The 26,324-nt window shown below is 64.0% G+C and carries 28 protein-coding genes; 10 read left to right on the top strand and 18 right to left on the bottom strand.

The annotated features are described in order from the left end of the window. Positions 1 to 29: 29 nt before the first annotated feature. From HB778_RS16855 to HB778_RS16840, 4 genes are read right to left on the bottom strand one after another with little or no spacing between them, the layout of a single operon-like run. Positions 30 to 1,193, bottom strand: a complete 1,164-nt coding sequence (locus tag HB778_RS16855; protein ID WP_183464837.1) for an acyl-CoA dehydrogenase family protein — start codon at positions 1,191 to 1,193, stop codon at positions 30 to 32. Positions 1,194 to 1,196: 3 nt separating this feature from the next. After that, positions 1,197 to 2,309 (bottom strand): carnitine 3-dehydrogenase, encoded by a 1,113-nt coding sequence (locus tag HB778_RS16850; RefSeq protein WP_095203132.1) that lies wholly within the window; start codon positions 2,307 to 2,309, stop codon positions 1,197 to 1,199. Next, positions 2,306 to 2,935 (bottom strand): HD domain-containing protein, encoded by a 630-nt coding sequence (locus HB778_RS16845; protein ID WP_183464836.1) that lies wholly within the window; start codon positions 2,933 to 2,935, stop codon positions 2,306 to 2,308. The genes HB778_RS16850 and HB778_RS16845 overlap by 4 nt, the downstream gene beginning before the upstream one ends. A 14-nt stretch (positions 2,936 to 2,949) precedes the next feature. After that, positions 2,950 to 3,873 carry a 3-keto-5-aminohexanoate cleavage protein gene (locus HB778_RS16840; RefSeq protein WP_183464835.1) on the bottom strand — a complete coding sequence of 308 codons (924 nt, stop codon included), beginning with the start codon at positions 3,871 to 3,873 and terminating at the stop codon, positions 2,950 to 2,952. A 79-nt stretch (positions 3,874 to 3,952) separates the two neighbouring features. Here HB778_RS16840 and HB778_RS16835 point away from each other — a divergent pair, with 79 nt between their 5' ends. After that, the gene (locus HB778_RS16835; protein ID WP_183464834.1) at positions 3,953 to 4,933 is read left to right on the top strand and encodes a GlxA family transcriptional regulator; all 981 of its coding nucleotides are present in this window, start codon (positions 3,953 to 3,955) and stop codon (positions 4,931 to 4,933) included. 15 nt (positions 4,934 to 4,948) lie between these two features. Here the strand turns inward: HB778_RS16835 and HB778_RS16830 are convergent, their stop codons facing one another. Then, entirely contained in the window at positions 4,949 to 5,152 is a 204-nt protein-coding gene (locus HB778_RS16830; RefSeq protein ID WP_183464833.1) for a hypothetical protein, read from the bottom strand. A gap of 205 nt (positions 5,153 to 5,357) precedes the next feature. Beyond that, complete coding sequence (xylA, locus tag HB778_RS16825; RefSeq protein WP_183464832.1) at positions 5,358 to 6,683, bottom strand: xylose isomerase; 1,326 nt, start codon at positions 6,681 to 6,683, stop codon at positions 5,358 to 5,360. 113 nt (positions 6,684 to 6,796) lie between these two features. Between xylA and HB778_RS16820 the strand changes: the two genes are divergently transcribed. Further along, positions 6,797 to 7,159 carry a nuclear transport factor 2 family protein gene (locus HB778_RS16820; protein ID WP_183464831.1) on the top strand — a complete coding sequence of 121 codons (363 nt, stop codon included), beginning with the start codon at positions 6,797 to 6,799 and terminating at the stop codon, positions 7,157 to 7,159. 32 nt (positions 7,160 to 7,191) lie between these two features. On the opposite strand, the gene xylB is transcribed toward HB778_RS16820, so the two are convergent. After that, positions 7,192 to 8,646: a xylulokinase gene (xylB, locus tag HB778_RS16815; RefSeq protein WP_183464830.1), complete on the bottom strand. Its 1,455-nt coding sequence runs from the start codon at positions 8,644 to 8,646 to the stop codon at positions 7,192 to 7,194. Positions 8,647 to 8,727: 81 nt separating this feature from the next. Then, a complete protein-coding gene (locus HB778_RS16810; RefSeq protein WP_183464829.1) occupies positions 8,728 to 10,050 on the bottom strand; it encodes a tetratricopeptide repeat protein in 1,323 nt (440 codons plus the stop codon). Between the two features lie 229 nt (positions 10,051 to 10,279). Between HB778_RS16810 and HB778_RS16805 the strand changes: the two genes are divergently transcribed. Then, a complete protein-coding gene (locus tag HB778_RS16805) occupies positions 10,280 to 13,126 on the top strand; it encodes an autotransporter outer membrane beta-barrel domain-containing protein (RefSeq protein ID WP_183464828.1) in 2,847 nt (948 codons plus the stop codon). A gap of 47 nt (positions 13,127 to 13,173) precedes the next feature. Here the strand turns inward: HB778_RS16805 and HB778_RS16800 are convergent, their stop codons facing one another. Further along, positions 13,174 to 13,797 carry a LysE family translocator gene (locus tag HB778_RS16800; RefSeq protein WP_183464827.1) on the bottom strand — a complete coding sequence of 208 codons (624 nt, stop codon included), beginning with the start codon at positions 13,795 to 13,797 and terminating at the stop codon, positions 13,174 to 13,176. Positions 13,798 to 13,952: 155 nt separating this feature from the next. Continuing rightward, complete coding sequence (locus tag HB778_RS42810; protein ID WP_095203121.1) at positions 13,953 to 14,075, bottom strand: hypothetical protein; 123 nt, start codon at positions 14,073 to 14,075, stop codon at positions 13,953 to 13,955. Positions 14,076 to 14,312: 237 nt separating this feature from the next. On the opposite strand from HB778_RS42810, the gene HB778_RS16795 reads away from it, so the two are divergent. The 4 genes from HB778_RS16795 (at position 14,313) to HB778_RS16780 (ending at position 18,880) form a co-directional block, all read left to right on the top strand. Beyond that, positions 14,313 to 15,083 carry a L,D-transpeptidase gene (locus HB778_RS16795; RefSeq protein WP_244661939.1) on the top strand — a complete coding sequence of 257 codons (771 nt, stop codon included), beginning with the start codon at positions 14,313 to 14,315 and terminating at the stop codon, positions 15,081 to 15,083. Between the two features lie 97 nt (positions 15,084 to 15,180). Continuing rightward, a complete protein-coding gene (locus tag HB778_RS16790) occupies positions 15,181 to 16,347 on the top strand; it encodes a diphosphate--fructose-6-phosphate 1-phosphotransferase (RefSeq protein WP_183464826.1) in 1,167 nt (388 codons plus the stop codon). A gap of 17 nt (positions 16,348 to 16,364) precedes the next feature. Continuing rightward, positions 16,365 to 17,084, top strand: a complete 720-nt coding sequence (locus HB778_RS16785) for an MBL fold metallo-hydrolase (protein WP_183465120.1) — start codon at positions 16,365 to 16,367, stop codon at positions 17,082 to 17,084. A 254-nt stretch (positions 17,085 to 17,338) separates the two neighbouring features. After that, positions 17,339 to 18,880 (top strand): DegQ family serine endoprotease, encoded by a 1,542-nt coding sequence (locus HB778_RS16780; protein WP_183464825.1) that lies wholly within the window; start codon positions 17,339 to 17,341, stop codon positions 18,878 to 18,880. A gap of 61 nt (positions 18,881 to 18,941) precedes the next feature. Here the strand turns inward: HB778_RS16780 and coaA are convergent, their stop codons facing one another. From coaA to hisB, 8 genes are read right to left on the bottom strand one after another with little or no spacing between them, the layout of a single operon-like run. After that, the gene (coaA, locus tag HB778_RS16775; RefSeq protein ID WP_183464824.1) at positions 18,942 to 19,901 is read right to left on the bottom strand and encodes a type I pantothenate kinase; all 960 of its coding nucleotides are present in this window, start codon (positions 19,899 to 19,901) and stop codon (positions 18,942 to 18,944) included. A 24-nt stretch (positions 19,902 to 19,925) separates the two neighbouring features. Next, entirely contained in the window at positions 19,926 to 20,249 is a 324-nt protein-coding gene (locus tag HB778_RS16770; protein ID WP_183464823.1) for a phosphoribosyl-ATP diphosphatase, read from the bottom strand. Between the two features lie 34 nt (positions 20,250 to 20,283). Next, positions 20,284 to 21,078, bottom strand: a complete 795-nt coding sequence (hisF, locus tag HB778_RS16765; protein WP_183465119.1) for an imidazole glycerol phosphate synthase subunit HisF — start codon at positions 21,076 to 21,078, stop codon at positions 20,284 to 20,286. Then, positions 21,075 to 21,911: an arginase family protein gene (locus HB778_RS16760; protein WP_183464822.1), complete on the bottom strand. Its 837-nt coding sequence runs from the start codon at positions 21,909 to 21,911 to the stop codon at positions 21,075 to 21,077. Before HB778_RS16760 ends, hisF begins: the two co-directional genes overlap by 4 nt. Further along, positions 21,908 to 22,657, bottom strand: a complete 750-nt coding sequence (gene hisA / locus HB778_RS16755) for a 1-(5-phosphoribosyl)-5-[(5-phosphoribosylamino)methylideneamino]imidazole-4-carboxamide isomerase (protein ID WP_183464821.1) — start codon at positions 22,655 to 22,657, stop codon at positions 21,908 to 21,910. Before hisA ends, HB778_RS16760 begins: the two co-directional genes overlap by 4 nt. Positions 22,658 to 22,684: 27 nt before the next feature. Continuing rightward, entirely contained in the window at positions 22,685 to 23,335 is a 651-nt protein-coding gene (hisH, locus tag HB778_RS16750; protein ID WP_183464820.1) for an imidazole glycerol phosphate synthase subunit HisH, read from the bottom strand. 1 nt (position 23,336) lies between these two features. After that, positions 23,337 to 23,813 (bottom strand): DUF2628 domain-containing protein, encoded by a 477-nt coding sequence (locus tag HB778_RS16745; protein WP_183464819.1) that lies wholly within the window; start codon positions 23,811 to 23,813, stop codon positions 23,337 to 23,339. A 4-nt stretch (positions 23,814 to 23,817) separates the two neighbouring features. Beyond that, a complete protein-coding gene (hisB, locus tag HB778_RS16740) occupies positions 23,818 to 24,417 on the bottom strand; it encodes an imidazoleglycerol-phosphate dehydratase HisB (RefSeq protein ID WP_172220942.1) in 600 nt (199 codons plus the stop codon). Between the two features lie 240 nt (positions 24,418 to 24,657). On the opposite strand from hisB, the gene hslV reads away from it, so the two are divergent. The 3 genes from hslV to HB778_RS16725 are packed head-to-tail and all read left to right on the top strand — an operon-like array spanning position 24,658 to position 26,324. Next, positions 24,658 to 25,209, top strand: a complete 552-nt coding sequence (gene hslV, locus HB778_RS16735; protein WP_183464818.1) for an ATP-dependent protease subunit HslV — start codon at positions 24,658 to 24,660, stop codon at positions 25,207 to 25,209. Continuing rightward, the gene (locus tag HB778_RS16730; RefSeq protein ID WP_183464817.1) at positions 25,199 to 25,720 is read left to right on the top strand and encodes a GNAT family N-acetyltransferase; all 522 of its coding nucleotides are present in this window, start codon (positions 25,199 to 25,201) and stop codon (positions 25,718 to 25,720) included. Before hslV ends, HB778_RS16730 begins: the two co-directional genes overlap by 11 nt. A 4-nt stretch (positions 25,721 to 25,724) precedes the next feature. Further along, the gene (locus HB778_RS16725) at positions 25,725 to 26,324 is read left to right on the top strand and encodes a DUF2585 domain-containing protein (RefSeq protein ID WP_095203106.1); all 600 of its coding nucleotides are present in this window, start codon (positions 25,725 to 25,727) and stop codon (positions 26,322 to 26,324) included.

Raw genomic sequence — 26,324 nt, 5'->3', positions numbered from 1 at the left:
ACCGAATCCCGGCTTTGGCGCATCATGCTCTAAGCTCCGAACGGACGCAGCAGCGCCCGCGAAATAATATGTCGCTGAATCTCCGACGTGCCTTCCCAGATGCGCTCGACGCGGGCGTCGCGCCAGATGCGCTCCAGCGGCAAGTCGTCCATCAGCCCCATGCCGCCATGGATCTGGATGGCTTCGTCGGCAACAAAGGCAAGCATTTCGGTGGCCTTCAGCTTGGCCATAGCCATGTCCTGGTCGGTGACGGTGCCCTGATCGTACTTCCAGCCGGCTTCGAACACCATCAGGTCGGCGGCCTTCAATTCCGTCGCCATGTCGGCGAGCTTGAACGATACGCCCTGGAATTTGCCGATCTGCTGGCCGAACTGCTGGCGCTGCGCGGCGTATTCGACGGCGTGGCCAAGCGCCCGCTCGGCGCGGCCGAGACAGGTGGCGCCAACCTGCAGGCGGGTGGCCCCCAGCCAGGAATTGGCGACGTCGAAGCCTTTGTGGACTTCGCCGAGAACCTGGCTTGCCGGGAGCCGGCAATCGTCGAATTCGAGGATGGCGTTGGTGTAGCCGCGATGCGAGACGTTGCGGTAGCCGTCGCGGACAGTGAATCCCTTGGTGCCCTTGTCGACGAAGAAGGCGGTGATCTTCTTGCGCTTGCCGCGCGGCGAATCCTCTTCGCCGGAAGCCATGAACACGATGGCGAAATCGGCGAGATCCGCGTGGCTGATGAAATGCTTGGTGCCGTTGAGCACCCAGTCATCGCCGTCCTGCACGGCCGACGCCTTCATGCCGCGCAGGTCGGAGCCGGCGCCCGGCTCGGTCATCGCCAGGCAGTCCCACTTCTCGCCACGGATGCAGGGAAACAGATATTTTTCACGCTGCTCCGGCGTGCCGGCGAGCAGGATGTTGGAGGGACGCGCCACGCAGGTCCAGTGCAGCGCATAATTGGCGCGGCCGAGTTCCTTCTCGTAGAGCAGCCAGGTCACCGTATCGAGGCCGGCACCGCCGACGTCGGCCGGCATGTTGGCGGCATAGAGCCCGGCCTCGATTGCCTTGGCCTTGATCTCCTCGATCAGCTCGCGGCGCAGCACGCCGGTGCGTTCGACCTCGCGCTCATGCGGGTAGAGCTCATTCTCGACGAAGGCGCGCGTCGTCTCGACGATGAGTTTTTGTTCCTCCGAAAGACCGAAATCCATGGCTCAGCCTTTCTTGCTCTTCTTCGCCTTGCCGCCCTTTGCCGGCTTTTCAGCCTTCTTCACCGGCTTGGAGGCCTTGGCCTTTTCAGCCGCCTTGGAGGCCGTCGGCTTCTTCGCCGCCAGCTTGGCCAGCTGCTTGGTGTAGTCCTTGTGCAGCGCGCCGGCACCCCAGCCCTTGCCTTTATTCTGCTTCGACAGCGCGTCCATGATCGCGACCAGATTATCGTCGCGGATCTTTTCCAGCTCGCGGATCGACAGGCCATGCGCCTGGTCGTCCGACTGAGTGGCGATCAGGTCGACCAGTTCGTCATTGAATTCCGGAACGTCCATCAGCTTGGTCCAAGGCCATTTCAGGCACGGCCCGAACTGCGCCATGAAGTGGCGCATGCCCGCCTCGCCGCCGGCGACGCGATAGACCTGGAACATGCCCATCTGCGCCCAGCGCAGGCCGAAGCCGTAGCGCATGATGTCGTCGAGCTCCTCGACGGTGCAGATGCCGTCCTTGATCAGCCACAGCGCCTCGCGCCAGGCGGCTTCGAGCAGGCGGTCACCGACGAAGGCTTCGATCTCCTTGCGGATGACCACCGGCTTCATACCGATCGAGGCGTAGATCTCCTTGGCGACCTCGATCGCCTCGGGAAAGGTCTGATCGCCGCCGACGATTTCGACCAGCGGCAAGAGGTAGACCGGGTTGAACGGATGGCCGACGACCAGCCGCTCTGGATGCTTCTTCATCGCCACCTGCATATCCGTCGGCTTGATGCCGGAGGTCGACGAGCCGACAATGGCGTTGGCCGGCGCATGGGCGTCGATCTCGGCCAGCACCTTGTGCTTGAGGTCGAGCCGTTCCGGCACGCTTTCCTGGATGAAGTCCGCGTCCGCAACCGCCTCGGCAATGGTCTTGGCGAAGGTCAGCTTGCCCTCTTTCGGCAGACCGCCGGGCACCATCTGCTTATAGGCGCGGCGCGCACCCTTCATCACTTCCGAGACCTTGCGCGAGGCTTCCGGGTCCGGATCGAAGATCGACACGTCGATGCCGTTGAGCAGCAGGCGCGCCACCCAGCCGGCGCCGATGACACCGCCGCCAATGGCGGCCGCCTTGTTGATGATGCTCATGGGGAAGCTCCGGTTCTTGTCCTGGCTGTTTGTGGATCGATGAGAGGCACGCGCTCGCCGGCGCGGATCACCGCCGGGTCGTAAGCCTTGCGGGCAAAGACTTCGAGCACGAAGGGCCGGAAGAAGTCGATCGGCAGCGTCTCGTAGTCGGGATCGAAGCTCGACTGGTCCCAGCGTTCGCAGAACTGGTCGCAATCGTCGAAAAAGGCATGGCCTGCGAAGCGGTCGCGGGCATGGCGGTTGCCGCCGAGATGGTGGGCGTAATAGAGGCGCTGGAAGTCGCCATGCTTTTCCACCACCCAGGTGCATTGCTCGCGCACGAAGGGTTTCAGGATCGAAGCGGCGTATTCGTCGTGATTGTAGGGCGCGTAGATGTCGCCGATATCATGCAGCAGTGCGCAGGCGATCCAGTCGGTATCGGCGCCGTCGCGCCAGGCGCGCGTCGCCGCCTGCAGCGAATGGCCAAGCCGGGTGATCTTATAGCCGGACAGGCCCTCGTCGAGCTGCACCAGCGCGTCGAGCAGCCGCTCGCCGGTTTTGGCGGAGTAGTCGATTTCATGGGCGGTCAGGAACTCGTAATCGTCCTTGTCGCCATCCTTCATCGCGGTGAATTTGACGGTAGCCATGATCTGCTCCCGCCTTACGCCGCGGCTGCGATCGGCGCCCGCTTGGTCAAATTGAGCTTCTTGCGCACTTCCTCCGGCCCCAGGATCCGGGCGCCGAGATTGGTGACGATGCTGGCGGCACGCTCGACCAGTTGCGCGTTGGTGGCCAGCACGCCCTTGTCGAGCCAGAGATTGTCCTCGAGACCAACGCGGACATTGCCGCCGGCGAGCACCGCCGCCGCCGCATAGGCCATCTGGTTGCGGCCGATGGCAAAGGCCGACCAGTTCCAGGTCGACGGCACATTGTTGACCATGGCCATGAAGGTGTTGAGGTCATCTGGCGCGCCCCACGGCACGCCCATGCAGAGCTGCACCAGCGCATCGGGGTTGAGTACCTTCTCCTCGACCAATTGCTTGGCGAACCAGAGATGGCCGGTGTCGAAGGCCTCGATCTCCGGCTTGACGCCGAGCGCCGTCATCATGCCGCCCATGGCGCGCAGCATGCCGGGCGTGTTGGTCATGACATAGTCGGCTTCGGCGAAGTTCATGGTGCCGCAGTCGAGCGTGCAGATTTCCGGCAGGCACTGGCGCACATGTTCCATGCGGTTGGAGGCGCCGCCCATGTCGGTGCCCTTTTCGTTGAGCGGCAGCGGCGCTTCCGGCGAGCCGAACACCATGTCGCCGCCCATGCCGGCGGTGAGGTTCAGCACGACATCGACGTTCGCCTCGCGGATGCGCTCGGTGACTTCGCGGTAGAGATGCACATCGCGGCGCGGTTTGCCGGTCTCGGGGTCGCGGACATGGCAGTGAACGATCGCCGCGCCGGCCTTGGCCGCATCGATGGCTGAATCGGCGATCTGCTTGGGCGAACGCGGCACATGCGGGCTGCGATCCTGCGAACCGCCGGATCCGGTCACGGCACAGGTAATGAAAACCTCACGGTTCATCGCAAGCGGCATGGAATTCTCCTCCCAGTTCGAACAGAGGCACAACATTGCGCGACTTGCCGGGAACTGTTTTACCTTTTACGAATGACACATGATAAAAAACGAAAAACCGACAATCTTTCGCCCGGAGCAGTCACCGCTGAAGGTGACGCTGCTGGTGTTTTCCGGGGCATCCATCATGTGCGTGGCATGCACCGTCGATCCGCTGCGCGCCGCCAACCGCATCGCCGGCGAAACCCTGTTTGACTTCAAACTGGTTTCGGTGACCGGGGAGGCGCCGGTCACGACATGCGGCCTGCCCGTGGCGGTCAGCGGCCGGTTCGATGCGACGGAACCAACCGATGTCCTGGTCGTGGTCGCGGGCTTCGGGACGCAGAACTATGCCACGTCGACCTTGCTCGCCGGCCTGCGCCGGGCGGCGCGGTCGGCCCGCGCCTGCGGCGGCGTCGAGGCGGGCACATGGCTGGTGGCGCGCGCCGGTTTGCTTGAAGGCCGCAGCGCCACAACCCACTGGGAAGACATGGAGGATTTTTCGTCGGCCTTTCCCGGCGTTGACGTGCGCCCCGATCGCTACATCATCGACGGACCGGTGTTCACCACGGGCGGCGCGTCGCCGACCCTGGACCTGATGCTGCATCTGATCCGCACCCGGCTCGGCATGGCCGTGGCGCTCGATGTGGCAAGCGCGTTCATCTACGATCAGGCGCGCGTGGCGACCGATGCGCAGCCGCTGGTCTCGCTTGGCCGGCTCGACGGCTACGATCCACGCCTGGCGCAGGCCATCCGGCTGATGGAAGCGCATGTCGACCAGCCGCTCACTATCGAGGCCATCGCAAAGCGCGCCGGGGTGACGGCGCGGACGCTGGAAAGCATTTTTCGCAAGTCGATCGGCGAGACGCCGGGCGCCTACTATCTCAGGCTACGGCTGGGCGCGGCGCGCCGCCTGGTGGTCGACACGCGCGTGGCCATGGCGGATATTGCCGGGCGGACAGGATTCTCGTCCGCCGCGGCATTTTCCAGAGCGTTTTCAAGAGCGTTCGGCGAAGCCCCGGTCAGGTTGCGCCGGGGCTAGGTCAGTTCAGGGGAATCAAGCGGCGTTTTGCCTATCGCTGCCGGCGTCGATCTGCGAGCGCATCTGTCTGACAAGACGGATTTCGAATCGGCTGCTGACAGCACGATCCCATTCGTTTTTCACATTGTCGGTCGGCCGCGGCAGCGCCATCAGCCGGTCGATGATCGATCCGGTCTCACCGGATGACAGTAGGGCGTCGATTTCGCGTTCGTGCTGCATATCGGTTCGCCTCCTTCCTTTTCACCCGCCACAGGTCTCTCTTATACGAGATACGTGACGGCAGTTTGAAGGCAAGAGCGAGGTGATTGAGGGGCGTGAAGGGGCAAAACCTTGTCGCCGGATGCGCCCCTTGGCGCAAGGCCGTTCCAAGGCGGCAGGAGTGTTATCCCGCCGCCCCTCGAGCAATACGAATCGGCTTCCGCCCTCAGACGTAACGGTTGACGATGTTTTCCAGCAATTCCTGGCGGCCGGAGCGCGGCTGCGGCTCGATCTTCTTCTTCACCACGCGCTCGGCGATGTCCTCCAGCGTGCGCTTGCCCGACAGCATTGCCTTGCCCTCTGCCGTGTTCCAGCCGGCATAGCGCTCGGCCAGCGGCGCCGACAGCGCCTTGTCCTCGACCATGCGGGCGGCTGCCTTGAGCCCGCGCGCACAAGAATCCATGCCGCCGATATGGCCGATCAGCAGGTCCTGCGGATCGAGCGACTGGCGACGCAGCTTGGCGTCGAAATTGGTGCCACCGGTCTTGAAGCCACCGGCCTGCAGGACCTGGTAATAGGCCAGCGCCATTTCCGGCACGTTGTTGGGAAACTGGTCGGTGTCCCAGCCGGACTGGTAGTCGTTGCGGTTCATGTCGATCGAGCCGAAGACGCCGAGCGCATTGGCCAGCGCCAGTTCGTGCTCGAAGGAATGGCCGGCCAGAATCGCGTGGCCCTGCTCGATGTTGAGTTTTACTTCCTTCTCCAGGCCGAAGCGCTTGAGGAAACCATAGACCGTGGCAACGTCGTAATCATACTGGTGCTTGGTCGGCTCCTGCGGCTTCGGCTCGATCAGGATCGCGCCCTTGAAGCCGATCTTGTGCTTGTAGTCGACGACGAGGCTGAGGAAGCGGCCGGCCTGTTCCTGCTCGCGGGCAAGGTCGGTGTTGAGCAGCGTCTCATAGCCCTCGCGCCCGCCCCACAGCACATAATTCTCGCCCTTCAGCCGCTTGGTGACGTCGATGCAGCTTTTCACCGTCGCCGCGGCATAGGCGAACACATCCGGATCGGGATTGGTGGCGGCACCCGACATGAAGCGGCGATTGGAGAACAGGTTCGCTGTGCCCCAGAGCAGCTTGACGCCGGTCTGTTTCATCTTGCCGGCAAAGTAGTCCGCGATCTCGTCGAGACGGGCGGCGCTCTCGGAGAAATCCTTGCCCTCGGGCCGCACATCGGCGTCGTGGAAGCAAAAATAGGGGGCGCCGAGCAGCGAGAACATCTCGAAGGCGACATCGGCCTTCAGTTTGGCCAGTTCCATCGTGTCGATGCCGCCGGCCTTGGGGAACCAGGGACGGTCGAAGGTCTGGCCGCCGAAGGGATCGCCGCCCGGCCAGGCGAAGGAGTGCCAGTAGGCAACGGCGAAGCGCAGATGGTCCTCCAGCCGCTTGCCGGCCACCACCTCATCCGGATTGTAGAAGCGGTAGGCCAGCGGATTGGTCGAATCCGGCCCTTCATATTTGATCCTCTGGATGTCGCCGAAAAATCCGCTGCTCATGATTTCTGTCCTCTCTCGAATAGTTCGCCCTGATTACCTCAGGCGTAATTGGTTTCGGTCTGCCGTGGGGTGAAAAGGGTCGTGTCAAAGCCACTCAACGAAGGAGACAGACCATGACCGACCTCAACAAGATCGCCGAGGGCTACATCACCGCCTGGAACGAAAGCGACGCCAGCCGCCGCGCCGAATTGCTGAAGGCTACCTTCACCGAAGACGTCAGCTATCGCGATCCGCTGATGCAGGGCGACGGCCATGACGGCGTCGCGGCGCTGATCGACGGCGTGCAGCGGCGCTTTGCCGGCTTCCGGTTCTCGCTGAAAGGCACGCCGGACGGGTTCGCCGACAAGATCCGCTTCTCCTGGAATCTCGGACCTGAAGGCGTCCCTTCGGTCATCGAAGGCACCGACATCGGCGTCATCGAAAACGGCCGCCTGAAGAACGTCACCGGGTTTCTCGACAAGGTGCCGGCGCAGTGAGTTGCCGTGCCGCGGCGTGGGCGAGAACCCGCTCACGCCGTGGCGCCCCGGATCGCCGGATACAGTGCCTGGTAGCGGTGATAGGCGTCCGCATAGGCGCCACCGAGCCCGGCATCCGGTTCAATCGTCGCATCCGTCCGCGGCGCTGTGCACACGGCCAGCGGATCGGCACCGGTCGCCGCGATGAGGCCGAGCCGGGCCGCGCCGAAGGCGGCGCCGAAATCGCCGTCGGCGGGAATATCCACCGGCACCTGCAGCGCGGTGGCGATCGATTTCAGCCAATAGCGTGAGCGCGAACCGCCGCCGATCGCCGTCACGCGGGTCAATGTGGTGCCGGCTGTCTTCAGGGCTTCGAGACTGTCGCGGAAGGCGAAGGCGACGCCTTCGAGCACAGCCTGCGTCAGCACCGCGCGGCTCGATTCATGCGCCAGCCCGGTGAAGGAGCCACGGATGGCGGAATCATTGTGCGGCGTGCGCTCGCCCGAGAGATAGGGCAGGAAGGAGACGCCGGTCGGCGCCTTCAGCGTATCGCCGAGTTCCGACGTCAGCTCGCCCGCGCCTTTGCCTGTGATCTCCGACAGCCAGTTGAGCGAATCGGTCGCCGACAGGATGACGCCCATCTGGTGCCAGGTGTCGGGCAGCGCATGACAGAAGGTGTGGACCGCGCTTGCCGGGTTGGGCAGATAGGACGCGTTGGCGGCAAACAGCACGCCCGACGTGCCGAGCGAGACGAAGGCGTGGCCGGCGCCGACCGTGCCCATGCCGCAGGCCGAGGCCGCATTGTCGCCGGCACCGCCGGCAATCGGGATGCCGGCCTCGACACCCCATTTCGACGCCAATTCGCTGCGCAAACCGCCAGCCTTCTCAGTGCCCTCCACCAAGGACGGCATCTGCTTCTCGTCGAGCGACGTAGCCGCCAGCAATTCGGGCGACCAGCGGCGCTTGCCAACATCGAGCCAGGACGTTCCGGCCGAGTCGGACATTTCCGAAATGTGCTCGCCGGTCAGCCAAAGCCGCAGAAAGTCCTTCGGCAGCAACACCCTGGCCACTTTCGCGAAGACAGCGGGCTCGTTGTTCTTCACCCAGGCGAGCTTGGGCGCGGTGAAGCCGGGAAAAACGATGTTGCCGGTCAGCGCGCGGAAGCGCGGATCGGCGTCGAGCGCCGCCGCCTCGACATGGCTGCGCGTGTCGTTCCACAGAATGCAGGGGCGCAGCACTGCGTCAGCCGAATCTAGCAAGGTGGCGCCATGCATCTGGCCGGACAGGCCAATGCCTTTCACCGCCGCGAACTCCCTGGGATGGGAGGCCTTCAATTCCGCGATCGCGTCTTCGCAGGCGCGTATCCAGTGGGACGGATCCTGTTCGGACCAGCCGGGATGCGGCCGCGAAACATCAAGTGAGCCATGGCCGGAGCCGACGACGGTTTGTCCGGCATCGATCAGCAGCGCCTTGACGCCCGACGTGCCCAGGTCGAGGCCGAGATACATGTTTTCCTCCCACGTCCTTATTTTTTTCGGATCCCGAAAAAATCTGGCCGAGCCAGTTTTTAAGGCAAGATCCGCTCCGGGTCAATTCTCTGACAAATCGGCCGCGCGTCGCGAAAACAGCGCCGACAGCGGACTGTCCGGCCGCGCCATCGAACGCTCGGCCGTCAGCGCCCTGGCGAGAGCGCCGTCGCCGGCCCGCAGAGCCGCTTCGATCAGCGTCAGGTCGATGACATCGCGCTGTGCATGGCTGCCACCAAAGCGGTGCGCGATCGCCCGGATCGGCCGGATCAGCCGCACGGCCTCGGTGTAGTTGCCTTCGCCGAAAGCCTTGATTGCCAGCGTCAAGGGATGGCCGACATCCCTGGTGAAAGCTGCATTGTCGTCACTGCCACGCATCGCCTCGCGCTGTGCTTCAAGCAAGGTCCGTGCGGGTCCGTCGAGGCCGGCGCCGACGAAGGCCATCATCGCGTGCGCATCGTTGAAGGCGTAGTCGCCGGCGCCGGCCTTGGGCCAATTGCCGGCGAGCGCTGTCCAGCGGTCGCCGACATCGATGCCGCCGAGATAGAGCCGCCACAGGATTGCCGACGCATCGACCATGTTGAGCGCCATCGTCGATGGCGTGCCATAGATCGGTCCGTCATAGAGCGCCAGCACCTGGTCGGTCTCGCCGAGATCATAGTGAAACAGCGCCAGGTGCCACCAATTATGCACCTGCAGGAAGCTCTCCCTTGTCCAGGCTTCGGGATCGGCGCGCATCCAGGCGATGCCATCCCTTTGCCGGCTTTGCATTTCCATGACATGCGCCACGGCATGCTGCGCCCAGCCGTCGCGCGGTTCGATCTCGACGGCCATGCGGCCAAGCTTTTCAGCCCTGTTATAGTCGCCCATTTCCTCCAGCCCGAAGGCCTGCATGCCGAGGATGGCGTGGTAGCCGGGCATCCCGTTCTGCCATGACGGCAAGGCGCGGGCGATGCGGTCGCGCAACATGCGGGCATTGCCGGTGAAGAAATCGATCTGGTGTCCGACCTGCAGCGCCACCGCGTCGAGCGGGTTCTCGATCGCGATATCCTCAAGAATCCCAGCGGCGTCATGCCAGCGCCCGTTGGCGAGGTGGCCGAGGGCTAAGACATGCGCCGCTTCGCGCGTCGTCGCGGCAAGCGGCAATGCCGCCTCGTGGCAGGCCCTGGCCACGGCCGTCGCCTCCCGCTCGGTGGCAAGGCCGAAGAGGTAGCCCTTGAAGGCATGCGCCATGACGAAACCGGGATTTTCCGCGATGGCGCGGTCGACGGAGCCGACGGGATCGCCGATGAAGCACTGCAATTGGCTCACCGCCTGGTTGTAGGGCGTGAACCCTGCTTCGGTGGCGCCCGAAAATGTCAGGCCGAACGCGTCCCTGAATCCCATGCAACATCCTCTGATCGACCCGGGATAAGCCCCCCAGAGCCCTTCGGGCCAAAGCGATCTTAAAGCATGGGCCACGGACGTGCCAATCACGCGCTATACAAGGTCTGTCCCAGTAGCCTTTGCAGTTCATCAACCATTTGGCGTAGATTAGGCTTTGTAAAATCGAACAAATTGTGGCTTCATTGCGGCGCGGCGAAGGGCTTGTAATCGCGATCTGAGAGGGGACGCGATGCGGCATTTTGAAATACAGCGTCCGAATGGCTGTTCGAAATACGTTGGTGAGTCGATTTCTTTTTTGCGGCGAAAACCATGGCAAATCCATCCATGGTTTATTAGCTTACTTGCAACTACAGCGCTGGCGTTGCTGCCGAATTCCGCAGCCTTGGCGGCCTGCGTGCTGGTTCCGTCGGCGGGGGATACCACCTTCACCTGCGATAGCGGCGATTCGGGCGGCAGCCTTACCGATACCAGCGGCGACAACACGCTGACCTTTCCCGCCGGCGGCACCGGGCAGGTGAGCGGCAACGTCACCTTTGGCGTCGGCACGGACCGCATCAACATGCAGTCCGGCACCATCGCCGGCACGGTCGACCAGGGCGGCGGCACGGATTTCTTCACCATCGGTGGCGGCACTGTCGCCGGCAATGTCCAGCAGGGCGCCGGCATCGACGACTTCAACATGAGCGGCGGCCAGGTCGGATCGCTCAACCAGGGCGACGGGCTGGACACGTTCACCATGACGGGCGGGCGCATCGTCGATTTCTTCGACGATGGCGATAACGCCGTGATGACCGGCGGTCGCATCGGCCGGGTCAACATGAAGCTCGACAAGAACTATTTCAACATGTCCGGCGGCACCATCGACCGCAACCTCGTCACCGGCTTCGACCAGGACGCCATCATCCTGTCGGGCGGCACGATCGGCGGCAACATCAGCGTCAGCGGCGGCAATGACAGCGTGACGATATCAGGCGGCACGATCGGCGGCGATGTGCTGATGAGCTTTGGTTCCGACAGTTTCGTCTGGAATGGCGGCGGCATCATCTATGGCGCGGTCGATCTCGGCGCCGACAACGACACCGCCAAACTCAGCAACCTCACCAACGCCAATCTCGGCGGCACGGATGCCCTGAATGGCGGTCTCGGTGCCGATGCGCTGACCTTCGACAACGTCAAGCTGGACGGAATCAGCCGGGTGCAGAACTGGGAGACGATCGACGCCACCAACGATACAGAACTAATGCTCGACGGCATTCTCAAGCTCGGCGACAGCGGCACCGGCACGGGCTCGCTCAGCGTCGATGCATCCAGCACGCTCTTTGGTGGGGGCTTCAACGCCACGATCCAGGCCTTCACGGCAGGCCAACTGGCGCAGGTCACCAATGCCGGGCGGATCGACCTGACCAACGGCAGCACGGGCGCGACCGACAGGCTGACGATCTCGGGCAATTATGTCGGCGCCGGCGGCCTGCTGCTTGTCCAGACCGTGCTCGGTGACGATTCCTCCGCCTCGGACCGGCTGGTGCTGTCGGGCGGGACGGCGTCCGGCTCGACCGGCATTTCCGTGGTCAATGTCGGCGGCGCGGGTGCCTCGACCACGCAGGACGGCATCATGGTCGTCCAGGCGGTCAACGGCGCCACTTCAGGCGCCACCACCTTCGCACTCGACGCCCCGGTCGCCGCCGGCGCCTTCGAATATTATCTGTTCAAGGGCGGCGTCAGCGCCGGCAGCGACGAGAACTGGTACCTGCGCTCGACGCTGACCACACCGGCGACACCCGCACCAGCCCCGCCGGCGCTCGAACCCACGCCACCGCCGGAACCTGAGCCGCCGGCGGCCGAGCCGCCGCCACCGCCGCCCTCCGAACTGCCGCCGACTCCGCCGCCGACCGAGGGCGACATCAACACCCCGCCGGTCGATCCGACACCACCGGTGCAGGCCAGCGACCCGGAACCCGAGCCGCCACCGCCACCACCACCGGCGCCACCCGCAGATCCGCCGCCACCTCCGCCGGTGGTGCCGACCGCAGCGCCGGTATTGCCGGTGCCGACGCTGCCGGGCCCGCCACCGGTCCAGCCGACGCCGCCGACGCCCGGAGCGACCGCGGTGCAGGCAGCCGTGATCCCGCTCTACCGCATCGAGGTGCCGGTCTATTCGGCCTTGCCGCCTGTGGCCGAGCATCTGGCGATGACGACGCTCGGCACCTTCCACGAACGGCGTGGCGAGCAGAGCCTGCTGTCCGACCCGGAACTGTCGCCGGTCTGGGGCCGCATTTATGGCCAGGACGCCAAAATGGGCTGGTCGGGGAAGGTGTCGCCCTCCTTCGACGGCACGCTGTTCGGCCTCCAGGCGGGCTTCGACGTGTTCGGACGCGAGACCGCCTCAGGCGGAATCGATCGCGCCGGCCTGTTCATCGCCTATGCCAGTATGAAGGGCGATGTGCGCGGCCAGGCGCTGGGATGGAACGATCTGTCAGTCGGCAGCCTCGACGTCAGCGGCGCCAGCATCGGCGGTTACTGGACGCGGATCGGCCAGGGCGGCTGGTACCTTGACGGTGTGCTGATGGCCACCTTCTTCGGCGGCGACGCGACATCGTCGCGCGACATCGGCATCGATGTCGGTGGAACCGGCGTCACCGCATCGCTGGAAGGCGGCTATCCCATAGCGCTGGCGCAGGGCTGGACGCTCGAACCGCAGGCGCAACTGGTCTGGCAGCATCTGTCGCTCAACGACACCAACGACCGCTTCTCGTCCGTTTCCTTCGGCACCGACGACAGCGTCAGCGGCCGGCTGGGTGCGCGGCTGCAAGGCGAGACCACTTTCAACGGCATCACGCTGCAGCCCTACCTGAAGGCCAACATCTGGCATGATTTCGGCGGCACCGACCGTGTCAGCTTCGACACCACCGACATCTCGACCGAGGGCCGATCGACCTCGTTCGAGTTTGGCGGTGGCCTCGTCGCTGAGGTGACCGACAAGGTCAGCATCTTCGCCACCGGCGACTACACCACCAATCTCGGCGGCGACAAACGCCGCATCCTGGAGGGCAATCTGGGTATCAGCGTGAAGTGGTGAACCACCATCCGAAACCGGAAACCGGTTTCTGATGGAAGACAGGCCGGCTAATTACCCGAACGCATCGCCACCGTCGCGATGCCGGCGCCGACCAGCAGCGTGCCGCCGGTGCGGTTGAAGATGCGGATCGCCTTGGGATTGCGCACGACATTGCGGGCGCGCGCCGCGATCAGCGCATAGCCGAAGGCATTGGCAAAGGCGAGCGCCAGGAAAGTTGTCTCGAAGATGAGCATCTGCGTCCAGAAATCGGCATGCCGGTCGAGGAACTGCGGCAGGAAGGCGACGAAGAAGGTGATGCTTTTGGGATTGAGCGCGGTGACCAGCCAGGCATGCGCCATCATCTTGGCGGAAGACACCGCATCGGTGCGGGGTTCTGCCTTCAGCGCGCCGCCGGCGCGGAACAGCTTTACGCCGAGATAGATCAGATAGCCGGCGCCAATCAGCTTCAGGACGGTGAAAACGGTCGCCGAAGCGGCGAGCAGCGCGCCGATGCCGAGCATCGACAAGGTCATGGCGGTGAAGTCGCCAAGCGCCACGCCAACCGCCATCGGCAAAGCGGTGCGCCAGCCCTGGCCAAGCGCATAGGACACGACCAGCAGGATGGTCGGCCCCGGAATGATGAGGAGGATGGTCGACGCGGCGGCGAAAGCGGCCCAGTTTTCGAAGGACATGTCTGTCTCCCTTGGGTTAAGGAAAAGGATAAATCCTGAGCCCTGGGAGAATGTAAAGGGGCGTGATTTTAGTTTTTACGCAATTTCGGACGGAAACCGCCGCGCACTTTTTCCTGAATTGCCGCGCTATCAGTTGCGCCAACGGCCGGTCGGCGTCAGTTCGCGCCGCCCAGCGTGCTCATGATATCGGCGAGGCTGACATCGGCACCGAGAACCAAGGCGGCCGCGACAATGGCAGCGGCAAAAAGCGTGATGTCGGTTTTTAACGTCTTGCACATGCAGGCCCCTCGCTGATCGCCCGATGGGTAGGAGAGGCCGGTGCCGGGATTATGACCCGAGCTGGGTCTTTTTGTGCAGGAGCGCTCGGTTGGCGATCGCCAGCACGGCCTGATGCCGCCAGGCAGCATGCAAATGCAGGCGGCGCAAGGCGTTCACGCTTTATCAACCATGAATGATGAAAATGCCCGCTATCCGGCCGGACCGTGCTTCCCGCCGACAGCGTAGGGTTTGGGTATATGCGTGAGTTGCCGCAAGGTCTGACGCCGCCACGAAACGGCGACGCAATCGATACCGATCATCATGTTTCCCGCCGCGCCGTCCTGTCCGGGGCAGGCGCGCTGGCGCTGCTCAGCGCCGCCGGCTGCTCGACCTCGGGTGATGGCGGCATGCCGGCGCTGGAGCTCGACAATACGGTCACCGGCTCCGTGCCGCCGATGCGGCCGGCGATCAGCGTCGACAAGAACATCACCGGCGCCGATGTGATGTATGCCGCTTTGACCGACAACGGCTTCAACGTGCCTGAGGTGCCATACCTCAAGGTCAAGCCGGAATTCCGCCGCCAGATCGTCGTCGACACGACCGGCGAGGCGCCCGGCACCATCGTCGTCCATCTCAAGGAGCGCATGCTCTATCTCGTCCAGCCGGGCGGCGACGCCATCCGCTACGGCGTCGGTATCGGCAAGGACGGCTTCCGCTGGTCCGGCCGCGCCAACATCCAGTATGGACGGGAATGGCCGACCTGGACGCCGCCGCCGGAGATGATCCAGCGCAAGCCCGAACTGGTGAAGTGGCAGGGCGGCCAGCCAGGCGGCCTCACCAACCCGCTCGGGGCGCGTGCGCTCTACATCTACCAGGACGGCAAGGACACCGGCTACCGCATCCATGGCTCGCCCGAATGGTGGAGCATCGGACAGGCGATGTCGTCGGGCTGCGTGCGCCTGATCAACCAGGACATCATCGACCTCTACAGCCGCGTTTCGAAGAAAAACCCGGTCGTCGTCATGTGATGGCGGCCGCAGTTCGCGGCCGCCAGACTCTCCCGTTGCGCGATAGCGAAAGACAGGCCAAGGTGCCTTGAAAACCATCGCTCGGGAGACGTCAGGAATGGCCGGAACTTTTGTTATCGCGCAAGGTGGCGGCCCGACCGCCGTCATCAACCAGACTGTGGTCGGCGCCACGCTGGAGATCCGCAAACGGCATCCCGGCGCCAAGGTGCTAGGCTCCATCCATGGCGTGCGCGGTATCCGTGACGGCAACTATGTCGACCTCTCCGCCATTCCGGAAGACCGGCTGCGGCTGATTGCCGGAACGCCGAGTGCAGCACTCGGCTCGACGCGCGACAAACCGGATGCCGCCTATTGCGACGTGATCCTCAACGGGCTGAAGAAGGCCGGCGCCGACGCCTTCATCTATATCGGCGGCAACGACACGTCGGGCACGCAGCAGATCCTGACCGATGCCGCCGGCGGCTCCATCGCTTTCGTCCATGCGCCGAAGACGATCGACAATGATCTTGAGGAAAACGACCACACGCCGGGCTTCATCTCGGCGGCCGAGTTCGTCGCCGGCGCCTTCCTCTCCGTCGACCTCGATTTCCGCGCTTTGCCCGGCATCTATGTCGGCATCGTCATGGGCCGGCATGCCGGTTTTCTCACGGCGGCGGCCGCCGCCTGGCAGCTCGACCCCGACAGCGGCCCGCATCTTGTCTACGTGCCGGAGCGGCCGTTCTCCGCCGCCGGCTTCATCGACGACGTGCGCGCCACGCTCGACCGCCACAAGCGCTGCATCGTCGCCGTGTCGGAAGGGGTGAGCACCGCCGACGGCAAGGCGCTGGTCGAAAGCCTGGTGCCGCCGGAAAAGCTCGAGCGCGACGCGCATGGCAACGTCAAGCTGTCGGGCAGCGACCTGCCGGCCGCACTCGAACGCGCGCTGGCCGAAGGCCTGCCGGGCAAGCGGGCCCGCGTCGACGCGCTCGGCTACATGCCGCGCGGCTATGTCGGCGCCATCAACGCCGTCGACGCGCAGGAGGCCTTCGATGCCGGCGCCTTCGCGGTCTCTGTCGCCGAACAGGGCGGCGGCTCGGTTGCGCTGCAATATGATGGCACAAAGACCGTGCTGAAGAAGGTGCCGCTGAAAAATGTGGCCGGCAAGACCCGCCACATGCCTGACGATTTCATGAAGCCCGACGTCAACCAGCTGTCGGAAGCCGGCATGGCCTATCTCAAGCGGCTGGTGCCGGAAAAGTACAAGGTCGGGAAGCCTTTCGTCTAATGTCAGGCTCACACCTGATGCCGGAATGGTTCAGCAAGAGCATCGTCGACGACTGGACGACGATGCTGACCGAGCCGTTCGTGCATGAGTATGTGCGCGCCAACATCTGGCATCTGCGCGGCCGCGACGCGGACCTCCTGGTCGACACCGGCATGGGGATCTGTCCGCTGGCGCCGGAGATCGAGACGCCGCAGGGCAAGCCGCTGCTGGTCGTCGCCACCCACATCCATCTCGACCATGTCGGCTCGCTGCACGAATTTCCGTGGCGGGCGGGCCCAAAGATGAGCGCCGCGCAGTTCGAAAGCATGGATAAGGCGGCGACCTACGCCTACATGTTCCATGATCTCGAAGGCGCCGTTTCGAAACTGCCGGTGCCGGGCTGGAAGGCAGCCGACTACAAGATCCCATCGGCACCGCTGACACGGGCGCTTGACGAGGGCGACGTGATCGATCTCGGCGACCGGCAATTCCGCGTCCTGCATCTGCCCGGGCATTCGCCGGATTCGATCGCACTGTTCGACGAGGCCGACGGGCTGTTTTTCAGCGGCGACGCCATCTACGACGACACGCTGATCGACTCGCTGCCGGATTCCGACCGTGCCGCCTATGTCAGCACCATGCGACGCCTGCTCGACCTGCCGATCCGCATCGGCCATGGCGGTCACGGACCGAGCTTCGACGGCAAGCGTATGCGTGAGATTGCAAAGGCTTACATCGACCAGACCGGCAGCATCTGAGCTTAGCGGGGCCTTCACGCTGCCGGAAGCGGTCACGCGAATGTGGGACGTCCATCCGCTCAAAAAGAATTAAATCTTTGTAATATAACCGAAAAAACCTAATTTGCCCGCATCCGCGTCCTAGATTCCGGTTTCATCGACCCGAACGGCCGCCGCATGAAGCGAGACAGGCGGCCGCGACGGCCGGTACGCCGAATGGGCTGCTCCCATACAGGCCACGGCGCCGAACCCAATGTCTCGCACGGACAACGACCATGTCATCCCCAAACATTCTTCGCAGACATCGCGTCGCCGCATTGTTGGGCGCCGCCCTCATCATCTCCCCCTTCGTCGTTTCATTTGCTCAAAGTGCCGGCAACACAGGCGTGAGCAATGTTGTCGCGACGACCCAGACCCCTGTCGCCGGTATCACCGCCCCCAACGGCTCCTTTGCGCCGATCGTAGCGGCCGACAAGCCGGCGGTGGTGACGGTCACAACGATCATGAAAGCGCAGCCGGCAAATGACGACGACGGAACGCCTCTCGGCAACTCGCCGTTCGACCAGTATTTCCGTCAATTCTTCGGTGACCAGGGAATGCCCGCTCCGCAGACACCGCCGCAACAGGCGCAACGGGCCGAAGCGCTCGGTTCCGGCTTCATCGTCAGTGCCGACGGCACCATCGTCACCAACAATCACGTCGTCGACGGCGCCTCCTCGATCAAGGTTACGCTCGACGATGGCACCGAACTTCCCGCCAAGCTCGTCGGCCGCGACGCCAAGAACGACCTTGCCGTGCTCAAGATCAAAGCCGACAAGCCCTTGCCGACGGTCAAATGGGGCGATTCCGACCGGCTGATGACTGGCGACCAGGTGCTGGCGATCGGCAATCCGTTCGGCATCGGCACCACTGTGACGGCAGGCATCGTGTCTGCACGCGGCCGCGACCTGCATAGCGGGCCGTTCGACGATTTCATCCAGATCGACGCGCCGATCAACCATGGCAATTCCGGTGGCCCGCTGGTGGATGTGAACGGCAATGTCGTCGGCATCAACACGGCGATCTATTCGCCCAATGGCGGCAGTGTCGGCGTCGGCTTCGCCATCCCATCCGACCAGGCGCAGAAGGTCGTCGCCAAGCTGATGAAGGACGGTTCGATCCAGTACGGTTATCTCGGGGTCGAGATTCAGTCGGTGACGCCTGACGTGGCGAGCGCCATCGGGCTCGATCATGCCGGCGGCGCGCTGGTTTCCAAGGTCAATGACAGTTCGCCCGCGGCGAGTGCCGGCGTCGAAACTGGCGATGTCATCACCGGCTTCGCCGGACAGGACGTGAAGGATCCCAAGGATCTGTCGCGCGCCGTCGCCGATGTCGCGCCCGGCGCCAAGGAGACGCTGGATGTCTGGCGCAAGGGCAAGGCCATGCAGATTTCCGTCGATGTCGGGCAAAACAGCGACGATGTGAAGACGGCATCGACTGATAGTTCCGATACGCCGAGCACCGAACAGGGCTCCCGCGCGCCGGCGATCGGCCTTGGCCTGATGGACCTCACATCAGACATTCGCCAGCAGATGAACCTCGCCGACAACGAGCGTGGCGCGGTGGTTGCGCGCGTCAATCCCGACAAGGCGGCGGCCGCTGCCGGCATCCAGCCCGGCGATATCATCGTTGCCGTCAACCAGGCCCCAGTGAAGAGCGCCAAGCAGGTCACGCAGGCGATCGCGCAGGCCAGCAGATCCGGCCGCAAGTCGGTGCTGCTGCTGGTCGAACGCGACGGTGGCCAGATCTATGTCGCCGTGCCGTTCGCCAATGGCTGAGGCGCTCTGCCGGATTTGACGGTGGCAGGCTCGTCGCGACGAGCCCGCCACTCAGTGCCATCTAGAGCTTGCGCAGCGCTACTTCCTCGATCAGGTGGTCGGCGCCCTTTCGCAGAATGAGATCGGCGCGGGCCCGCGTCGGCAGGATGTTTTCGCGCAAATTCTTCAGATTGATGTTGGTCCACAGGCCTTCGGCGATGGCGCGCGCCGAATCCTCCGAAAGCTGCGAATAGCGGTGGAAGAAGGAGTCCGGATTGCGGAAAGCGGTCTCGCGCAACCGCATGAAGCGCGAGATGTACCATTCGTGGATCAGCTTCTCGTCGGCATCGATATAGATGGCGAAGTCGAAAAAGTCGGACAGGAAGGGCACGATCTTGCCGTCCTGTGGCAGCTTGCCCGGCTGCAGGACATTAATGCCTTCGAAGATCAGAATATCAGGCCGGTCGATGGTGACGAACTCGCCGGGAATGACGTCATAGGTGAGATGCGAATAGACCGGCGCGCGGACATCGGGCAGCGCCGACTTGATGCCCGAAAGGAAGCGCAGCAGCGCCCCGACATCATAGCTGTCAGGAAAACCCTTGCGTTCCATCAGGTTTTCGCGGCGCAGAACCTCATTGGGCAGCAGAAAACCGTCGGTGGTGATGAGATCGACCTTGGGGCTCGATGGCCAGCGCGCCAGAAGCTCCTTCAGCACGCGTGCGGTGGTCGATTTGCCGACCGCGACGGAGCCGGCAATGCCGATGATGAACGGCGTCTTGACGATGTCGACGGCGTTGAAGAAGGCCTGGCGCTGCCGGAACAGAAGCTGGCTCGCCTCGACATGGGCGGACAAGAGCCGCGACAGCGACAGATAGATGCGCTTGACCTCCTCGAGGTCGACCGGATCGTTGAGCGAACGCAGGCGGCGGAATTCGTCCTCGCTCAGCGTCAGCGGCGTGTCGGCGCGGAAGCGCGACCATTGCTCGGCCGAAAAGAAACGAAAGGGGGAATATTTCTCGGTTGGCGCGAGCTGATCCATCGAGATACCTGCCCTCCCTCGCGGTCAGCCCTTGGGCCGTGACGCCTTCTCGGCGATGCCTGAACGGCCGGTGCGGCCTTCGAGTTCCTTGAGCACGTCGCTCAACGGAACACCCGAGAGCCCGAGAACGACGAGCCAATGATATATAAGATCGGCACTTTCGGAAACGAGGCCCTGTTTGTCGCCCTTGACGGCGGCAATCACGGTCTCGACCGCCTCCTCGCCGAGCTTCTGGGCCGCCTTGTCGATGCCGCGGGCGAACAGTTTCGCTGTCCAGGAGTCCGGATCGCCGGATTGGGCGCGGTCCCTGATGATTGTCTCCAGGTCGGAGAACGAAAATTCAGCCATGGCGCCTAGGGCCCTTTTCTTAGCCGGACAGGCTCTAGGGCCGAACGCCCGAGGAGTCCAGCCGCATCGGCAGCCCGGCCTCGGCCATATGCGCCTTGGCCTGTGCTATGGTGTAGGTGCCGAAATGGAAGATCGAGGCCGCCAGCACCGCGCCGGCATGGCCGTCGCGAATGCCTTCGACCAGGTGATCCAGCGTGCCGACGCCGCCCGACGCGATGACCGGCGCACGCACCGCATCGGCGATCGCACGTGTCAGCGCGATGTCGTAGCCGGCCTTGGTGCCGTCGCGGTCCATCGAGGTCAACAGGATCTCGCCGGCGCCGCGATCGACCATTTTGCGGGCGAATTCGACCGCGTCTATGCCGGTCTTCTCGCGCCCGCCATGGGTGAAGATCTCCCAGCGGTCGGCCTCGCCGGCGCCGGAGACCTTCTTGGCGTCGATGGCGACGACGATGCACTGGTTGCCGAACTTGTCGGCGGCTTCGGCGACGAAATCCGGGTTCTTCACCGCAGCCGTGTTGATCGACACCTTGTCGGCGCCGGCCAAAAGTAGCTTCCTGATGTCGGCGACCTGGCGCACGCCGCCGCCGACAGTCAGCGGCATGAAGCACTGTTCGGCGGTGCGGGCGATGACATCGAAGATGGTTTCACGGTTGTCCGATGAAGCCGTTATGTCGAGGAAGCAAAGCTCGTCGGCACCTGCGGCGTCATAGGCCTTGGCCGCCTCGACCGGGTCGCCGGCGTCGATGAGGTCGACGAAGTTGACGCCCTTGACGACACGGCCGTCCTTGACGTCGAGGCACGGGATGACGCGGGCTTTCAGCATCAGCGGCCCTCTATCGTGGCGATGAGATCGTTGAGCAGCTTGCCAACCAGCGGCGGCACGTCAGCCTGGGCATCGAAAGCCGGATCGTAGGCGGAAACGGTGATGCCGACGACCGGCACCGCCAGTGCCATGGCACAGGCGGCGTCGCGCAACTGTTCGGGGCTCGGCCCGCCAGACGTGACATAGCGGTTGGCCTGCAGATCCTTGGGGTCATGCACGTCGAGATCGAGGTGCATGTGCACGCTTTTGGCGCCTGCGGCCTGCAGCCTTTGCGTCGCTTGCACCACCCCGGTACATTCGGTGCGGATCACGGGCAAGGTCTTGAGGAGCTGCTCCTCGGCCGGATCGAGATCACGGGCGTTGACGAGCACGCAGCGTGACGGATCGATCGGCTTGAAGCCGGGAATGGCTCCTGCCATCGGGCGCCAGCACAGGCCAAGCACGGTCGCCAGCGCCATGCCGTCGAGAAAGCCGTATGTGGAGGTCTCGGGCGTGTTGAGGTCGCCGTGCTGATCGGCCCAGATGATCGCATCGGCGCCCTCGCCGGCGACCGCGCCGGCTGATGTCAGGCAGTTTCCGGCCAGCACGATGGGGAACCGCCCCCTGTCGATGGCAATGCGGACCTCGCCGGAGACCGCGTTGCAGACGGCAAAGCCGGTGGCGATCTCGCGCTCCTGCTCGGCACCGACCCTGCCGATATCCTCAACCGCGACATCGTGGCCGGCCATGGTCAGGGCATCGACGAGACCGCCTGCGATCAGCGCATCCGGGCCCTGGCCCATGCCGCCATGATAGTGGCCGCTGTCATAAGAGGCGAGGATGAGGGTGATTTTCACGATTTCGCCTCCGCCACCGGCCGGCCCCGCAGGATCGCCAATGCCTCGGCCGGGTCGATGCGGCCGTCATAGAGCGCGCGGCCCGAGATGGCGCCTTCGAGCTTCTGCGCGTCGGGCATGGTCATGCGCACGATGTCGGCGATCGAGGCAAGGCCGCCCGACGCGATGACCGGGATCGAGACGGCGTCGGCGAGGTCGATGGTTGAGTCCCAGTTGATGCCGGTCAGCACGCCGTCGCGATCGATGTCGGTGTAGATGATGGCGGCGACGCCCGCGCCCTCGAATTTCCTGGCCAGTTCGATGACGCCGAGGCTCGATGCCTCGGCCCAGCCCTCGACCGCCACCTTGCCGCCCTTGGCGTCGATGCCGACGGCCACCTTGCCTGGGAAAGCCTTGCAGGCCTGCCTGACCAGGTCGGGATCACGCACCGCCACCGTGCCGAGGATGACGCGGGCGAGGCCGCGGTCGAGCCAGTCTTCGATCTGCTCAATCGTGCGGATGCCGCCACCGAGTTGCACCGGGTTCTTCGTCGCCTTGAGGATGGCGCCGACCGCCGCGCTGTTGACGCTCTGGCCCTTGAAGGCGCCGTTGAGGTCGACGACATGCAGCCATTCGAAGCCCTGGTCCTCGAAGGCTTTTGCCTGCGCGGCGGGATCATCGTTGTAGATGGTCGCGGTGGCCATGTCGCCGTGCTTCAGGCGCACGCATTTGCCGTCCTTCAGGTCGATGGCGGGAAACAGGATCACGATTCAGGCGCCCTTCTTGCTCATGCTCTAGGGCCTCCAACGGAGGAAATTGGTGATGAGCGCCAGGCCCAGCGCCTGGCTCTTCTCCGGATGGAACTGCGTGCCGACGAGATTGTCGCGGGCGACTGTCGCCGTCACCGGGCCGCCATAGTCGGCTTCAGCCAGAATCTCGTCCGGCTTCCTTGCGTCGAGATGGTAGGAATGGACGAAATAGGCGTGCAGCCCCGCTGCGCCGGTCGGAATGCCGGCAAACAGCGGGTGCTGGCGCCTGAGCTCGATCGTGTTCCAGCCGATCTGCGGAATTTTCAGCGCCGGATCGGTGGGCGTGATCTCCTTGACGTCGCCCGATATCCAGCCAAAGCCATGGGTGATGGTCTTTTCCAGGCCGCGCTCGGACATCAGCTGCATGCCGACGCAGATGCCGAGGAAAGGCCGGCCCCTAGCAATAGCGACCTCCTCGACCGCTTCCCACATGCCGTCGACGGCGCGCAAGCCTGCCGCGCAGTCGGCATAGGCGCCGACGCCGGGCAGGACGATACGGTCGGCCGTGCGCACCCGGTCGGCATCCGCCGTCAGGTCGATGTCGGCCGCTATGCCGGCTTCGCGCGCGGCGCGCTCGAAGGCCTTGGTGGCCGAGCGCAGATTGCCCGAGCCATAGTCGATGATTGCTACCCGCATGTCAGGGTCTTCCCGGGATGTGGGTCAAGCCCAGCGCGATGCCGGGCTGCGCCGGGCGGGCCAGGGCGGCATCGGGGACGATGCGCGGCGCGGGCGTGGTTTCTTCCGCCTGCTCCTCGACCTCGTGGGCATAGCGTATGTCGGCGTCGTCGAGCCGGCCGGCCTGAACCACGCCCCATTCATGCCAGCGGCGCCGGCGAAGCGCCGCGATGCGCAACCCCTGCCCTTCCAGGCCGACATAGAACGAAACGAGCAGCGACAGCAATGAACTGGCCAAGCCGAGGCCGAGCGTTTCGCCAAGCGTCGAAAGCAGGGCCATGACGACGAAGGCAAGTCCTGCTTCGATCCATAGCCGATGCCAAGCAAGCCATAGCGGCGGCACCAAGAGGCCGATCCAGGTGAAGCCGTCGCGGACAAAGGTCGTTGTGTCGACCTTTTCGCTGCGGCCGGGCGGTTCCATCACGACATAGGCGGCCATGGCGCTATCCCTTCAACGATCCCTTGGTGGAAGGAACCGCGTCCGGCTGGCGCGGGTCGTGCTCAAGTGCGGCGCGCAGCGCGCGAGCCACCGCCTTGAAGCAGGTTTCGGCGATGTGGTGGTTGTTGGCGCCATAATGGTTGGTGACATGCAGCGTGATGCCGGCATTCTGCGCCAGCGCCTGGAAGAATTCCCGCACCAGTTCGGTGTCGAAGGTGCCGATCTTGGGCGACGAGAAGGATACGTTCCAGACAAGGAACGGCCGGCCAGACACGTCGATCGCCGCGCGTGTCAGCGTCTCGTCCATGGCAAGGTCGATCGAGGCATAGCGCATGATGCCGCGCCGCTCACCCAGCGCCTTGGTCAGCGCCTGGCCAAGCGCGATGCCGGTGTCCTCGACCGTGTGGTGATCGTCTATGTGCAGGTCGCCCTTGGCCCTGACCGTCATGTCGATCAGCGAATGGCGCGAAAGCTGGTCCAGCATATGGTCGAAGAAGCCAACGCCCGTGGCGATATCGGATTTGCCCGAGCCGTCGACATGGATCGACACCGAGATGTCGGTTTCCTTGGTCTTGCGGCTGGCTTCGGCGGAACGGGGCGCCATCACTCTATCCTTGTCCCAGCGGTTCACATGGTGACCGGTTCACAGGCTTCAAGCGCTCGCGGGCTTGAAAACGAATGCCTTCTATCAGCATGATCCGGCGATTGCCAGTTGCCTCGCACAGAGGTATCGGCCCTGCCGGAAAGGCGGTTTGCAATCATGGGTCCCATGCATACATATGGCCGATAAATCACTCGTACCGCGCCAATCGCCTTTTGGGATCGCGCGAATCGGAGCCAATAAATGTCTGATAATCTGACCATGCACGCCACGACCATCGTGACGGTGCGCAAGGGCAACAAGGTGGTGATCGCCGGCGACGGCCAGGTCAGCCTTGGCCAGACCATCATGAAGGGCAATGCCCGCAAGGTCCGCCGCATCGGCAAGGGCGGCAATGTGATCGCCGGTTTCGCCGGCGCCACCGCCGACGCCTTCACGCTGCTGGAACGGCTGGAAGCCAAGCTCGAACAATATCCCGACCAGCTGACGCGCGCCTGCGTCGAACTCGCCAAGGACTGGCGCACCGACCGCTACCTGCGACGGCTGGAGGCGATGATGCTGGTGGCCGACAAATCGGTCTCGCTGGCGCTGACAGGCACCGGCGACGTGCTCGAACCCGAACATGGCGTCATGGCCATCGGTTCGGGCGGCAATTACGCGCTGGCCGCGGCGCGGGCGCTGATGGACACCGACAAGGATGCCGAGGAGATCGCCCGCAAGGCGATGCAGATCGCCTCCGACATCTGCGTCTACACCAACAACAATTTTATTGTCGAAACGCTCGATGCCGCCTGAGAAGGTGGCGCTCTATGATTTTCGGCCGGTCACAGAAAAAGACCTGCCGATGATCGCCGGCTGGCTCGCCGAGCCGCATGTCGCCGAGTGGTGGAACGATCCGGAGACGGAGACCGCCGAGATTCGCGATCATATCGACTCGATTTCGGTCGAGCCGCTGATCGTCGAACTCGACGGCAAGCCGATCGCCTATCTGCAGAGCTACGACCCGCATCTGGAAGACGACCATCCCTATGCCGACCAGCCGTTCGGCACGCTCGGCATCGATTTGTCGATCGGCCGGCCGGAGCTGGTCGGCATCGGCCATGGCTCGGCGATTGTGCGCCAGTTCGTCGAGGATCTGTTCGAGGAAGGTGTGCCCCGCGTCATCATCGACCCCGATCCGGCCAATCTCAGGGCCATCCGCGCCTATGAAAAAGCCGGATTCCAGGCCATAGACCGCAGGCAATCGGTCTATGGCGACGTCGTGCTGATGGCGATAGATGCCGATGATGATGACGAGGGGGAATAACCAGATGAGTAAACCAGGGGCGGACGATGGCTATTCGGCCTATGAAGACAGCTGGCGCATGGGTCTTCTGCTCGTCCTTGGCCTGCTCATCTTCCAGGCCGGGGCGCTCTATGGCATGGGCCGGACACCGATCTGCACCTGCGGCTACGTCAAACTCTGGCATGGCGTGGTGAACAGTTCGGAGAATTCCCAGCACATTGCCGACTGGTACACCTTCTCGCACATCATCCACGGCTTCCTGTTCTATGCCTTGGCACGGTTCCTGTTTCCGCGTTCGCCGATCGGCTTGCGGCTGGCATTCGCGGTCCTGATCGAGGGCGGCTGGGAGCTGCTGGAGAACAGCCCGTTCATCATCGAGCGTTACCGCGCCGGCACCATTTCGCTCGACTATTACGGCGACAGCATCATCAATTCGGTGTCCGACACACTGGCCATGGTGCTGGGATTTGTGATGGCGCGAAGGCTACCTATATGGGTGATCGTTAGCCTCGCCATCCTTTTCGAACTGGGTACCGGCTATCTCATCCGGGACAATCTGACACTCAACGTGATCATGCTGCTGCATCCGTTCGAGGCCATCAAGCAGTGGCAAAGTGGAATTTAG

Source organism: Mesorhizobium huakuii, assembly GCF_014189455.1.
GTDB lineage: Bacteria > Pseudomonadota > Alphaproteobacteria > Rhizobiales > Rhizobiaceae > Mesorhizobium > Mesorhizobium huakuii_A.
This window is presented reverse-complemented; position numbering and strand designations above follow the sequence as displayed.